Below are 13625 nucleotides of genomic sequence, written 5' to 3'. Positions count from 1 at the left end.
TTAGTCCTCTCGGGCAAACAGTGCCTCAATAAAATCCTCAGCCTTGAAAGGCCGTAAATCTTCGATGCCTTCACCGACGCCGATATAGCGGATCGGAATGCTGAACTGGTCAGCTACCGAGAAAATCACGCCGCCTTTGGCCGTGCCGTCCAGCTTGGTCAGGGTGATGCCGGTCAGGCCCACTGCTTCATGGAACAGTTTGGTCTGGCTGATGGCATTCTGGCCGGTGCTGGCGTCAATGGTCAGCATCACTTCATGCGGTGCATCGACATCGAGTTTCTTCATCACGCGCGTGATCTTTTTCAGCTCTTCCATCAGGTGCGCTTTGTTCTGCAAACGCCCGGCGGTATCAGCGATCAACACGTCCACGCCGCGCGCTTTGGCCGCCTGAATGGCGTCAAAAATCACCGAAGCGGAATCTGCGCCGGTATGCTGAGCCACCACCGAAATATTGTTGCGCTGGCCCCACACCTGCAGCTGCTCGACCGCCGCGGCACGGAAGGTATCGCCTGCCGCCAGCATCACCGATTTGCCTTCAGCCTGATACTGACGTGCCAGCTTACCGATGGTGGTGGTTTTACCCACGCCGTTCACGCCAACCATCAGGATCACAAACGGCGCTTTGCCTTCGACGTTCAGCGGCGCTTCTACCGTTGCCAGAATGCCCGCCATCTCGGTTTTCAGCAGGCCATACAGCGCTTCAGCGTCGCGCAGCTGCTTGCGGTTCGCCTGCTGCGTTAAGTTAGTGATAATCCGGCGCGTGGTTTCTACGCCAACGTCGGCAATCAGCAGCTGCTCTTCCAGCTCTTCAAACAGCTCGTCATCAATTTTCTTACCGCGGAACAGGCTGATAAAGCCCGACCCCAGATTTTGCCGGGTTTTGACCAGGCTGCGCTTGAGGCGGGCAAAGAAGCCCTCTTTGGTTGGACGATCCTGTTCAACAGGCAGCACAACCGCTTCCGCTTCTTCAGCCGGTTCGATCTCTTCGACAATCGCGTCAGGATGAGCAGCAATCGGCTCAAGGTCCGCCACGATCACGTCATGATGAACGTCAACCGGCTCAACGTTTGTGGCAATTACGTCAGGATGTGCGTCAACCGGCTCAACCTCTGCGACAATCGCTTCCGGATGAGCGGCAGCCGGTTCAGCCTCTGCGGCAATCGCTTCAGGATGTTCATCGGCCAGCGCCAGCGCCGCCAGTTCGTCGTCGCTGAGCGGCGCATCAGGCTCAATCTCAAGCTCGCCGATGGCCAGCGCGGTTAATTCTTCTTCTGAAATCGGCGCTGCCGTTGGCGGCACCGCGATTTCGTCATCCGGTGCGCCGGTTTGCACAGAGAAGGCTTCAGCATTCACCGTCTCGTTATCTCGCGGCGGCGCTTCTTTTGCTACCGGCTCTGACTGGACTTTCTCCGCCTCGGCCACCTTTTCAGTGATAGCAACGATCTCTTCGGCCTGAACCTCTGCTGGAGTCTCAACGTGCTCGGGTGCGAGCTGTTCAGTTTCCTGCGTTTCTGCTGGCTGTTGCGGCGTTTCTTCCTTACCGAAACCCAGCCAGGAGAAAAAGCCACGTTTTTTATCTTTTGCCATGGTGCGACCAAACTCCTTGATGGCTAAAACCCGGACAACGGTGCGCCAGGCTGCGAAAACAAGCATATAATAAGCCTGTTAGTCTAACACTTTCCTGCCAACGCGACACAGCACCCTTTTTACGTTTCCTCCGCCGGTTTCGCCCGTTAAACTACGCAACAAATTATGACGAGTTGTGAGCAAGATGATTAAGAAAACACGCAGCACCGGACAAATTCGTATTATTGCCGGACAGTGGCGCGGCCGTAAGTTACCGGTGCCTGACAGCGCCGGTCTGCGCCCTACCACCGATCGCGTCCGCGAAACCTTGTTTAACTGGCTGTCAGCGGATATTCAGCAGGCGCGCTGTCTGGATTGCTTCGCTGGCAGCGGTGCGCTGGGGCTGGAAGCGCTGTCACGCTATGCCGCGTCGGTCACGCTGCTGGAACTGGAGAAGCCGGTTGCTCAGCAGCTGCAAAAAAACCTCAGCGCGCTGAATGCCCAGAATGGCCGCGTGGTGCAGGCCAATGCGCTGAGCTGGCTGGCACAGGCCGGCGAACCGCATGATGTGGTGTTTATCGATCCGCCTTTTCGCAAAGGCCTGCTGGAACAGACGCTCAGCCTGCTGGAGCAGCATGGTTGGCTGGCAGAGAACGCGCTGATTTACGTGGAAAGTGAAGTGGAAAATGGCATGCCGCCCGTGCCGGTAAACTGGAATCTGCACCGCGAGAAAATTGCCGGTCAGGTTGCGTATCGTCTTTATGCTCGTCAGGCATCACGTCAGGAGAAGACGCATGTGGCTTAATATCGGTCGGCTGTTAATGCTGTTTGTTTGGGCCTTTTTATTGTTAAACGTGGTTCATCCCTTTCCGAAACCGCTGACCTACTTCGTGAACGTGGCGCTGTTTTTCATGGTCATTATGCATGGCTTGCAACTGGTGCTGCTGCGCGCAACGCAGCCCAAAGATGCGCCAAAGCTCAGTGGCCTGACGCAGGCGAAGATCTTCTTCTTCGGCGTATTTGAACTGCTGGCGTGGCAGAAAAAGCACTATCCCAAACAGTAACAAGGGCGCCGCGGCGCCCTTTTTTTAACGTGCGGAGTGCAGCTGGGGCGTAAAGCTGACGAAGCGCGACCCCTGTACCTTCAGCTCGCCTTTCACCCCTTTATCCATCTGATGATAATCACTGGCGCACAGCGGCAGCTTAAAATCACCGGCGCCGTTCAGCGGATGGAACCAGGCTTCATAGCGCATGGTTTCACCGGCGATCACTTCGCGCTGCCGCGAATGGCGGTTGGGAGAGGGGAACTCCTGCTTGTTTTTCACTTCGACCGGCAGTGAACGTACCGGCGATGCATTGTTGATCACCGCCTCGCGACGCTGCTTGATAAACTGCCGCGTAGCCAGAATCGCAATGCATGCCAGAACGATAAAAAAGAGGATCGGTGGCTTCATAATATCTCTCACGCTATTCAGGAATCGGGTAATGGCTTTTTCGCCGGCCAAAAGGATACATCCAGAGTACGCCCATTGTCACATCGCGATCTCATCTCCTAAACTTGAGGCGACATTATGGGAATTTTATCTGACTCACCGGGCACACCGCCCTGCTTAAAAGGAAATGGTAATGCTGTGGTCTTTTCTTGCCGTACTTTTCTCCGGATGGCTCTACGTTGACGCCTCTTACCGCGGGCCACAATGGCAGCGCTGGGTTTTTAAACCGGTTACGCTGCTGCTGTTAGTGGCGCTGGCCTGGCAATCGCCGACGCTCACCACCACCGATTATTTAATCATCTTTGGCCTGGTGGCGACGCTGGCAGGCGATGCGCTGATGCTGCTGCCGCGCCAGCGTATGCTGTGGGCGCTGGGCGCGTTCTTTCTTTCGCACCTGTTTTACACCATCAGTTTTGCCGCCAACATGACCGTGACCTTCTTCTGGCCGATTCCGCTGGCGCTGCTGATCATCGGTGCGCTGCTGATTGCCACCATCTGGACACGACTGGAAGATCTGCGCTGGCCAATCTGTACTTTTATCGGCATGACGCTGGTGATGGTCTGGATGGCGGCCGAACAATATACCTTCCGGCCTACCGACTACACCTTCACGCTGGTTGCGGGCGCGTCACTGCTGCTGCTGGCCAATATCATCTGGTTCGGCACGCACTTTCGCCGTCGCTTTACCGCAGACAGCGCCATCGTTGCCGCCTGCTATTTTGCCGGCCACTTCCTGATCGTGCGTTCCCTCTACCTGCTGTAATCTCACCAGGCGGCCCTGCGCCGCCTTATAATCCCTTCTTCAGCAGATAACGATACGGCAGGCTGTCGGTATGCTGCGCAATCAGCTGGTGCTCCATAAACTGACAAAATCCGGGAATATCGCGCGTGGTAGCTGGATCGTCGGCGATAATCAGCAACGTTTCGCCGTCAGCCATCTGGCGCACGGTTTTTCTGACCATCATGACCGGCTCCGGGCAGCGCAGCCCAAGCGCGTCCAACGTCTTATCAGCATCGGCGAAAATATCGCTCATCATCTCTCTCTCGCAGGGGGAATGGCCGCACATTTTACCCCTGACGCCACCGGGCGCAAGCCGTGTGGTCAACGATATCGTTTGCGCTAAAATTAACCATTGCATTAGCGCCCTGTCGCGGTAAGATGCGGCGCGTTTTATGAGCAATTGTGCTGTTATGCGCAGGCAGCAACCGCTGCGCTGGCTTATAGATCACGTTATCCATAGCTGGCGATGTCACGCCGCAGCAACGTCGTTGCCGCGCGATATCGCAGACAATGACCAATGGGTTCCCTAACCCCACTTAAAAAAGGCTTATCATGATTCGTTTCACCGAACGTCAGCGTATGCATGCGCTGATTGGGCTCTCCCTGTTCCATCTGTTAGTGATCATCTCCAGCAACTATCTGGTGCAACTGCCGATCGCTATTTTCGGCTTTCATACCACCTGGGGCGCGTTCAGCTTTCCGTTTATTTTTCTCGCTACCGACCTCACCGTGCGCATTTTTGGCGCGCCGCTGGCCCGTCGCATCATTCTGGCGGTGATGATTCCGGCGTTGCTGATCTCCTATTGTGTCTCCGCCGCCTTTTATGAAGGGCAGTGGCAGGGGTTCGCCGCGCTGAAAGAGATGAACCTGTTTGTTGCGCGTATCGCCTGCGCCAGCTTTATGGCTTATGCGCTGGGGCAGATTCTGGATGTGCACGTCTTTAACCGTCTGCGCGCGCTGCCGCAGTGGTGGGTTGCTCCTGCCGCCGCCATGTTCCTCGGCAACATCAGCGATACGCTGGCGTTCTTCTTTATCGCCTTCTACAAAAGCACCGATGCGTTCATGGCGCAGAACTGGGTCGAGATCGCCCTGGTGGATTACAGCTTCAAGGTGCTTATCTGCATGGTGTTCTTCCTGCCGGCTTACGGTGTGCTGCTTAATGCGGCGCTGAAGCGTCTGGCTGAACGTTCCGAGCGGCGTGCGCTTAATTTCAGCTAGCGGAGCATGGTGAAGCCGCGCGTCAGCAGCTAAGATTCTGTCACTCATGGCGAGTTGCTTTTAGTGGCTGATTCAGATTCTATAGCTGCAGCAACACACCTGTTCGCAAACTGATAAAGGGATCCTGATGCGTAACGTAGCGAAATATATAGGAATTGGTTTACTGGTGGTCGGTCTGGCCGCCTGTGATCAAAAAACGGACAAGGCTGCCGCTGATGATAATGGCGCCAGCGCCAGTCAGGCGTCGCAAAATGTCACGTTAATGGATGGCAAACTGAGCTTTACGCTGCCAGCAGGCATGTCTGACAAGAGCGGCAAGCTGGGCACGCAGGCGAATAATATGCACGTTTACGCCAATGAAGGCGGCGAAAAGGCGATTATCGTCATTGAAGGCGATGCCACCAACGATGGCCTCGACGTGCTGGCGCAGCGACTGGAAGCGCAGCAGCGCAACCGTGACCCGCAGCTTCAGGTGGTCAGCAACAAGGCGATCACGCTGAAAGGCCAGCCAGCACAGCGTCTTGATTCTGTGGTGTCTGCCAAGAACCAGTCTTCCTGGTCATCGGTGATTTTAGCCAAAGTCGACGGCAAGCTGTTGACCATGCAGATCAGCCTGCCCGCTGACAACCAGCAGCAGGCGCAGACCGAAGCGGAAAATATCGTTAATACCGTGACGCTGAAGTAATAAAAAAGGGCGGCATTATGCCGCCCTTCCCACGTTTTATCTCCGCATCACCCGATTAGATCCCGGCGGTTTCACGAATATATTTTCGTGCTTTTACCGCATATTCAAACGGGTTGGCCAGCGCCGGATCCTGCTCAGCTTCCACCACCATCCAGCCAGTGTATCCACGCTCATCCAGCAGCGCGAACACCGGACGGAAATCGATCACGCCATCGCCAGGCACGGTAAACGTACCGGCGCGCACGCCATCCAGAAACGACTTCTTCTCGTTGCGAATCTGCGCTACCACATCATCGCGTACGTCTTTCAGGTGCACGTGATTGATACGCGGCAGGTAGCGATCCAGAATCGCTAACATCTCCTGCTGGCTGCCCTCGGAGTAATAGGCATGGCCGGTATCGTAGAGCAAAAAGACGTTGTCGTTGGTTTCTGCCAGGAAGCGATCGATCTCAGCGCGCGTTTGAATGCCGGTGCCCATATGATGATGCAACGCCACCTGCATGCCTTTTTCTGCCGCGATTTCAGCTAATTCGTTATAGCCTTCGGCGGTTAGCCGCCACTCTTCGTCGGTGAAATGCGGCTTGTCATCAAACACCGCCAGCGTGGTGCCCTGAATGCTTTTGCTCTGTTCAGAGCAGCCGATCACTTTGGCGCCCATGGCGTGCAGAAAGTTCATGTGATTGATGAACTCATCAATGGTTCTGGCCTTATCGCCATTAGCAAAGAAGGTGCTGAACCAGGCGTTGCAGATCTGTATGCCGCGGATTTCCAGCATCGGTTTTAACACCGCCGGATCGCGCGGATATTTGCTGCCCACTTCGCTGCCGGTGAATCCTGCCAGCGCCATTTCACTGACCGTTTGCTGGAAAGTATTTTCGCTACCCAGCTCCGGCATATCGTCGTTGGTCCAACCAATAGGCGCAATGGCCAGCTTTACCCGTTCACTGTTCATGATCGTTTCCTGAAGACGCAAGCGTCCAGAGAGAGAAATTAGCGGTTATAAAACTCAGGGCGCGGCGGCATTTCGACCGTCTCAATGATGCCGCTGTTCTGCGCTTTCAGGCAGGCATCAGCCGCTACCGAAGCGGCAAAACCGTCCCAGGCTGAAGGCCCGGTGAGCTGGCCAGCATGCACATCGTTGATAAAGGCCTGCAGTTCAACGTCGTAAGCATCGATGAAGCGATCTTTCCAGTCGGTCAGAATCGAAGTGGAGAGGCGCGCATCTTTGCGCAGCTGCACGCTGGACGGCTCCGGCAAGCGAGCGATGCCGTTTTCACCCACGACTTCGCATTGAATGTCATAGCCGTAGGCGCAGTTCACAAACACTTCAACATCAATGCGCACGCCTTTCTGCGTTTCAAACAGCACAATCTGCGGATCTTTCAGGCGAGCATGCGTTTTAGAGGTCACGCGTGGATAGACCACCTGCACCGATTTAAAATCGTCATCGGTCAGCCAGCGCAGCACGTCCAGCTCGTGGATCAACGTGCTGGTGATCGCCATATCGGTGGTATAGCTTTCCGGCACGGTTGGGTTACGGTGCGCGCAGTGCAGCATCAGCGGCTCGCCAATCTCGCCGTCGACGATCACTTTTTTCAGCGCGCGGTAACCGGCATCGTAAGGGCGCATAAAGCCGACCTGCACCAGACGTTTGCCGTGCTCAATCTCCGCGTCAACGATGCGGCGACAGCCTTCAGCGCTCAGCGCCAGCGGCTTTTCACAAAACACCGGCTTGCCTGCGGCCACAGCGGCGAGGGTAAAGGCTTCGTGGGTAGGATCCCATGAGGTCACCAGCACCGCATCGACATCCGGTGAATTGATCACCTCAAAGCCGTCGGCGTAAACTTCCGCCTGCAGATCAAGCCTGCGCAGCGTTTCGCGTGCGCCATCAACGTTGATGTCGGATACCGCCACTACGGTGGCACCCTGCAGCACTTTGCTGCAGCGACGAATATGTTCCTGGCCGATTGCGCCAGTGCCGATTACGCCAAGTTTGAGCGTCATAATGACTCCAGATTACAGGGTTCAGAGGGTTATCCGGGGCCGTTGCCAGCCCCTGTCGGGAAAATCAGTATTTGCGCGCCTGGGCAATGTGCTCATCGAGCATGGTCGCCACGGCATCAACACGTTCAGATTGTGAAACGCGCGCACCGCCGACGTTCCACCAGCTGAAATATTTGTGAATCATGGTTTTCGGCAGCACCTTGACGTCAATCAACGTGGAAACCGTCTGTTTTTGCGCATCTTCCAGCGCCTGTTGCAGCTGCTCCAGCGTGCTGACGCGGTAGGTTTTGCAGCCGTAACCGGCGGCGATAGCGGCAAAATCCACCGGCACAAAACCGCCGTTCAGCGCCTGCGTTTCGCTGTCGCGGAAGCGGAATTCGGTGGTGAAGCTGTCCATGCCGTGCTCCATCTGCAAATTGTTAATGCAGCCGTTGGTCATGTTGTCGAACAGCACCACGTTGATTTTTGCCCGTTCCTGGATAGAGGTCACCAGCTCGGAGTGCAGCATCATGAAGGAGCCATCGCCAACCAGCGTGAACACCTCGCGCTGTGGCTCTGCCAGCTTGACGCCCAGCGAGGCGTTAACTTCGTAGCCCATACAGGAATAGCCATATTCCACGTGATAGCCGTTGTAATCCTGAGTACGCCACATGCGCTGGAGATCGCCCGGCAGGCTACCGGCTGCCGCGACGATGACCGCGTCCTTTGGCAACTGCTCGTTAAGCGTGCCGAGGACGCTGCTTTGCGTAAGAAAAGAGTTCGTCAGGCGATTAAACTCCGCCCACACCGCCTCGCGATCGAGATGATCATCAATTTCCGGCACAAAGCCTTCGCCGCTGTAGACCGCGGCGTAAACGCGCTGCGTCTCCTTCAACAGCTTGCTCTGCGCCTGCTCAATCTGCGCGCCCCAGCCGCTGTTGAAACCCTGAGCCGCCAGCCGCGTATCCAGTGCGCTTAGTCCTTCCCGCGCATCAGCCAGCAGCTGCACGCCATCCAGCTTGTAGCTGTCAAAATTACTGACGTTGATGTTGAGGAAGCTCACGTCCGGATGTTGAAAAATCCATTTCGAGGCGGTGGTGAAATCGGTGTAGCGCGTGCCCACGCCAATCACCAGATCGGCCTCTTTGGCCAGCAGGTTGGCCGCGAGACAGCCGGTTTCGCCGACGCCGCCTACGTTAAGCGGATGGTCAGAAATCAGCGTGCCCTTGCCCGCCTGCGTTTCTGCGAAGGGTATTTGATGGCGTTCGGCAAAGGCGCGTAGTGCATCGCCCGCACCGGAGTATTTCACCCCGCCGCCGCAAATAATCAGCGGCTTACGTTTTGTCGCCAGCAGCGCCAGCGCATCCTGTAGCTGCGCCTCAACCGGCAGGCGGCGATCCAGACGGTGCACCCGCTTCTGGAAGAAGTAGTCTGGATAATCCCAGGCTTCGCCCTGCACGTCCTGCGGCAAGGAGAGCGTTACCGCACCGGTTTCTGCCGGATCGGTCAGCACGCGCATGGCATTAATGCAGGCGGTCATCAGCTGCTCCGGACGGCTGACGCGATCCCAGTATTTGCTGACCGCACGAAAGGCGTCGTTGGTGCTGATGCTCAGATCGTGGCTCTGCTCAATCTGCTGCAATACCGGATCGGGCTGGCGGGTGGCAAACACGTCGCCCGGCAGCAGCAGCAGCGGAATGCGGTTGGCGGTCGCGGTGGCCGCCGCGGTAATCATGTTGGCCGCGCCCGGTCCGACAGAAGAAGAACAGGCGATAATCTGACGACGTAATTTCTGTTTGGCGAAACCGATCGCCGCGTGAGCCATTCCCTGCTCGTTACGGCCCTGGTAAACCATCAGCTCACCACGATCCTGTTCCAGCGCCTGTCCCAGTCCCAGCACGTTGCCATGACCGAAAATTGCGAAAATGCCGTGGACGAATTTGCTCTCCACGCCATCAACGTTGATGAATTGGTTATCGAGGAATTTCACCAGCGCCTGTGCCGTGGTTAATCTGATGGTGCCCATGGGATTATCCTTTACGAGTAAGTCACCGCCTGCCAGCAGTGAGCGTCAGGCCGCCTGATGAGACGGCTTAAAAGTGAAACGTGAGGCGATTATAAACAAATATTTTTTTCATAAAATACGATTACAGAAGAAACATTTCATTTTGCGAGTGAGATCAAATATTGAAATGAAACGGTGATCTTCGTCGGTATCAGTACGCTTCTGATGAAACAGACCATTCAATCATTGTGATTAGCTGAAAAGCATTTCATCCGCTCATGCCGCGCCTTGCCGCTGCTTTAGCGGCAAAACTGGCTGATTTGTTGTCTTCTGCCGCCTTTTGTTCCAGGTAACAAACGACCTGCTGCTGCGTGAAGAGTTTTAGCTTACTCACACTTTTGAGGTGAACATTTCATTCCATATTGTTTTTGGAATATTTATTCCTCATACTCCCTGAACATAATTACGCCTGGCCAGTCAGGCAACAGCTCTGGATGTCCGGGCTGGCGATGTCTGCTTATTACAGAAGGAAATCACAGGTATGAGTACACAACAGAAGCGGCTTGATGTGATCTGTATTGGCCGCATAGCCGTTGATCTTTATGGTCAGCAAATCGGTGCGCGGCTGGAAGATATGAGCACATTCGCGAAATATCTCGGCGGCTCGTCGGGCAACGTGGCCTATGGCACCGCGATTCAGGGTCTGAAATCCGCCATGCTGGCGCGGGTTGGCGATGAGCATAATGGCCGCTTTTTGCGCGAATCGTTGCAGCGCGTCGGTTGTGATACCGAATACCTGATTACCGATCCGGCGCGGCTCACCGGGCTGGTCATGCTGGGCATCAAAGATGAAGAGACCTTCCCGCTGATTTTCTACCGCGATAACTGTGCCGATATGGCGCTGAAGCCGGATGATATCGATGAAGAGTATATCCGCTCAGCCCGTGCGGTGGCCGTGACCGGCACCCATCTTTCCCATCCGGACACCCGCGCGGCGGTGGTTAAAGCGCTGGATATTGCGCGCCGTCACGGCCTGCGCACCGCGCTGGATATCGACTATCGTCCGGTGCTGTGGGGATTAACCTCGTTGGGCGACGGCGAAACACGCTTTATCGAATCGCAACAGGTGACGCAGCAGCTCCAGGAAGTGATGCACTACTTCGATCTGATTGTCGGCACCGAAGAGGAGTTCCATATCGCGGGCGGCAGCACCGACACGCTCACCGCGCTTAAAAACATTCGTCAGTCGAGCAACGCCACGCTGGTATGTAAACGCGGCCCGCTTGGCTGCGTGGTATTTGAAGCGGCAATTCCCGACAGCTGGGAAGCGACCACGCTACACAGCGGCGTGCGCGTTGAGGTGCTGAACGTGCTGGGTGCTGGCGATGCCTTTATGTCTGGTCTGCTACGTGGTTGGTTGAATGATGAAGGCTGGACGCAGGCCTGTCGTTATGCCAACGCCTGCGGCGCATTAGTGGTCTCGCGGCACGGCTGCGCACCGGCTATGCCAACCAAAGAAGAGCTGGATGATTATCTCAGCCGCGATCGCGACGTACCGCGTCCCGACCGTGATGCACGGCTCAATCATCTGCACCGCGTGACCACTCGCCAGCGTCAATGGCCTGAACTGTGCGTATTTGCCTTCGACCATCGCAAACAGCTGGCGGACATGGCGCGTGAAGCGGGGGTGGATGAAACACGTATTCCGCAGCTGAAACTGCTGCTGTTAAAAGGCGCCGAAGCCGCCGCCAGTGAAGCGGGTCTCGGCGATCGCAGCGGTATTCTGGCGGATACCACTTACGGCCAACCCGCGCTCAATGCCATCACCGGCAAAGGGTGGTGGATTGGTCGCCCGATCGAATTACCCAGTTCACGGCCGCTGCGCCTTGAGCATGGCAATATCGGCTCACAGCTGATCGACTGGCCGCAGGAGCACGTGGTGAAGTGCCTGGTGTTCTATCATCCACAGGATGCCGCCGCAATGCGTCAGGAGCAGGACGATCTGGTGCTCGACGTCTGGCGTGGCTGTAATAAATCGGGTCATGAACTGCTGCTGGAAGTGATTCTGCCGGAAGATAACGCCGATCGCGATGAAGCGCACTATGTTGAAATCATCCGTCACTTTTACCAGCTCGGCGTACAGCCCGACTGGTGGAAGCTGCCACCGATGTCCGCGCCGCGTTGGCAGCAAATCAGCCAGCTTATTGAGCAGAACGATCCGCACTGCCGCGGTATCCTGCTACTGGGCCTTGATGCGCCAGAAGCCCAGCTCAAAGCGGGTTTCGCCGCCGCCGCCCAGGCACCGTGGGTGAAAGGTTTTGCCGTCGGTCGTACCATTTTCGGCCAGCCGTCACGTCAGTGGCTGCAGGGTGAGCTCAGCGATGAGGCGCTGATTCAGCAGGTGAAAGAGAATTACCTGACGCTGATCGGTTACTGGCGGGAAGCAAGGGGAACGGTTTAGGGGTGCCTTAAGCAGGCAGGGCTTTAAGGTCAACGGCTGTTGAGTTGTGCCCGGAAGCGGGCGGCCTTTTTAAGGTCAACATCTTTAAGGTCAACGGCCATTTCGTTCTGCCTTGCTGGCGGCTCTTAAGGTCAACGTCTTTAAGGTCAATGTCTTAAGGTCAATGTCTTAAGGTCAACGGCCATTTCGTTCTGCCCTTCGGGCCGCCCGAGCAGGGGCAGCATGCGCCCCGCCCCTGCACCCCGGCTATCCGGCAAACACAACCGCCCGCCGCAGGCGGGTACCTTCGTCGGTTCACATTTCTTCACGGACCGCTCGCGATTCGCTCCTGCTCAGCGCTCCCTTGTCCCGCCATCCATGGCGGGACATCCTAAAATGTTCACCTCCTCAGCGGTGGTGATGCCTCCTCAAGGTCAACACCCAGGTCAACCCCCACGTCAAAAACCAAGTCAAAAACCAAGTCAAAAACCAAGTCAAAAACCAAGTCAAAAACCAAGTCAAAAATCAAACATCTAAGCTAAAACCAAAGACAGAGGCAGAAGCAGAAGCAGAAGCAGAAGCAGAAGCAGAAGCAGAAGCAGAAGCAGAAGCAGAAGCACTTCAATTTTTAGTTGCGGATATCAGATTAAGCATCACGGGTTCTGGGTTCTGGGTTCTGGGTTCTGGGTTCTGGGTTCTGGGCTTTGAGTTTTGAGTTTTGAGTTTTGAGTTTTGAGTTTTGAGTTTTGAGTTTTGAGTTTTGAATTGTGTGCTTTGAACTTTGAACTTTGAACTTTGAACTTTGAATTGTGGGTTGTGGGTTTTGGGTTTGGGTTTTGGGTTTTGGGTTTTGGGTTTTGGGTTTTGGGTTTTGGGTTTTGGGTTTTATTTAGAATTTGAGGTTTTATTCAGAATTTGAAGTTTTATTCAGAATTTGAAGTTTTATTTAGAATTTTATCTTTTCGGTTTTGACCTGGGTGTTGACCTTTAGAGGCATCACAACCGCCGAGGGAAAAGCGTTTTCCAGGATGAGCCGCAGGGATGCGGCGAGAAGGTGCGCTGAGCAGGAGCGAATCGCGCCTGGTCCGTCAGGAAAACGCTTTTGCTGAGGGCACCCACGAAGTGGGCGGTTGTGTTTGCCGGATAGCGCGGGTGCAGGGCCGGGGCGACTGCCGGCCCTGCTCGGACTGCCTTCAGGCAGAACGAAATAGTCTTTGACCTGGCTTTTGACCTGGCCCTTAACAGGCCGCCTGCAAGGCAAAGCCCGCCCGCTTCCGGGCAAAACACCCTCGTTGCTGACCTTAAAAGCCGCCTGCCGCCAGGCACATCCCCCCTTCTGTGAACCATTTCATAAAGCGATGAAATATCCTCCACGCTTTTAGTATTCAAATGAAATTTTCCATTCATCTGGTACAATGACGCTTAACTTTTGACCCTCCTTTTCTCTTTTTTTG

Annotated in this window: 12 protein-coding genes; 6 read left to right on the top strand and 6 right to left on the bottom strand. The window is 55.5% G+C overall.

What is annotated here, in order from left to right:
* Entirely contained in the window at nt 1–1587 is a 1587-nt protein-coding gene (ftsY, locus tag EM595_RS01285; protein ID WP_067435057.1) for a signal recognition particle-docking protein FtsY, read from the bottom strand.
* A gap of 184 nt (nt 1588–1771) precedes the next feature.
* Between ftsY and rsmD the strand changes: the two genes are divergently transcribed.
* Both rsmD and EM595_RS01275 read left to right on the top strand, forming a co-directional pair.
* Complete coding sequence (rsmD, locus tag EM595_RS01280; protein WP_067427095.1) at nt 1772–2371, top strand: 16S rRNA (guanine(966)-N(2))-methyltransferase; 600 nt, start codon at nt 1772–1774, stop codon at nt 2369–2371.
* A complete protein-coding gene (locus EM595_RS01275; protein ID WP_067427092.1) occupies nt 2361–2630 on the top strand; it encodes a DUF1145 family protein in 270 nt (89 codons plus the stop codon). The genes rsmD and EM595_RS01275 overlap by 11 nt, the downstream gene beginning before the upstream one ends.
* Nucleotides 2631–2654: 24 nt before the next feature.
* On the opposite strand, the gene EM595_RS01270 is transcribed toward EM595_RS01275, so the two are convergent.
* A complete protein-coding gene (locus EM595_RS01270) occupies nt 2655–3020 on the bottom strand; it encodes a DUF2500 domain-containing protein (protein ID WP_222938662.1) in 366 nt (121 codons plus the stop codon).
* 172 nt (nt 3021–3192) lie between these two features.
* Here EM595_RS01270 and EM595_RS01265 point away from each other — a divergent pair, with 172 nt between their 5' ends.
* Entirely contained in the window at nt 3193–3822 is a 630-nt protein-coding gene (locus EM595_RS01265) for a lysoplasmalogenase (protein ID WP_067427089.1), read from the top strand.
* A gap of 25 nt (nt 3823–3847) precedes the next feature.
* Here EM595_RS01265 and tusA read toward each other — a convergent pair whose 3' ends face one another.
* A complete protein-coding gene (tusA, locus tag EM595_RS01260) occupies nt 3848–4093 on the bottom strand; it encodes a sulfurtransferase TusA (RefSeq protein WP_067435052.1) in 246 nt (81 codons plus the stop codon).
* 299 nt (nt 4094–4392) lie between these two features.
* On the opposite strand from tusA, the gene EM595_RS01255 reads away from it, so the two are divergent.
* A complete protein-coding gene (locus EM595_RS01255) occupies nt 4393–5058 on the top strand; it encodes a 7-cyano-7-deazaguanine/7-aminomethyl-7-deazaguanine transporter (protein WP_067427085.1) in 666 nt (221 codons plus the stop codon).
* Between the two features lie 127 nt (nt 5059–5185).
* Nucleotides 5186–5743 (top strand): DcrB family lipoprotein, encoded by a 558-nt coding sequence (locus tag EM595_RS01250; protein ID WP_067427082.1) that lies wholly within the window; start codon nt 5186–5188, stop codon nt 5741–5743.
* Nucleotides 5744–5798: 55 nt separating this feature from the next.
* On the opposite strand, the gene iolE is transcribed toward EM595_RS01250, so the two are convergent.
* The 3 genes from iolE to iolD all read right to left on the bottom strand — a co-directional run bounded on the left by iolE (nt 5799) and on the right by iolD (nt 9752).
* On the bottom strand, nt 5799–6695 hold the full coding sequence (iolE, locus tag EM595_RS01245; RefSeq protein WP_067427079.1) for a myo-inosose-2 dehydratase: 897 nt from the start codon (nt 6693–6695) through the stop codon (nt 5799–5801).
* A 38-nt stretch (nt 6696–6733) separates the two neighbouring features.
* Nucleotides 6734–7747, bottom strand: coding sequence for a bifunctional inositol 2-dehydrogenase/D-chiro-inositol 1-dehydrogenase (gene iolG, locus EM595_RS01240; RefSeq protein ID WP_067427078.1), 1014 nt, complete (start codon nt 7745–7747; stop codon nt 6734–6736).
* Between the two features lie 64 nt (nt 7748–7811).
* Entirely contained in the window at nt 7812–9752 is a 1941-nt protein-coding gene (iolD, locus tag EM595_RS01235; protein WP_067427075.1) for a 3D-(3,5/4)-trihydroxycyclohexane-1,2-dione acylhydrolase (decyclizing), read from the bottom strand.
* A 520-nt stretch (nt 9753–10272) separates the two neighbouring features.
* Between iolD and EM595_RS01230 the strand changes: the two genes are divergently transcribed.
* Entirely contained in the window at nt 10273–12192 is a 1920-nt protein-coding gene (locus EM595_RS01230; protein WP_067427072.1) for a bifunctional 5-dehydro-2-deoxygluconokinase/5-dehydro-2-deoxyphosphogluconate aldolase, read from the top strand.
* Nucleotides 12193–13625: the final 1433 nt, after the last annotated feature.

The sequence above is a fragment of the Duffyella gerundensis genome (assembly GCF_001517405.1).
Classification (GTDB): domain Bacteria; phylum Pseudomonadota; class Gammaproteobacteria; order Enterobacterales; family Enterobacteriaceae; genus Duffyella; species Duffyella gerundensis.
The sequence above is the reverse complement of the archived record's forward strand: the minus strand, read 5'-3'. Positions and strand labels throughout refer to the sequence as shown.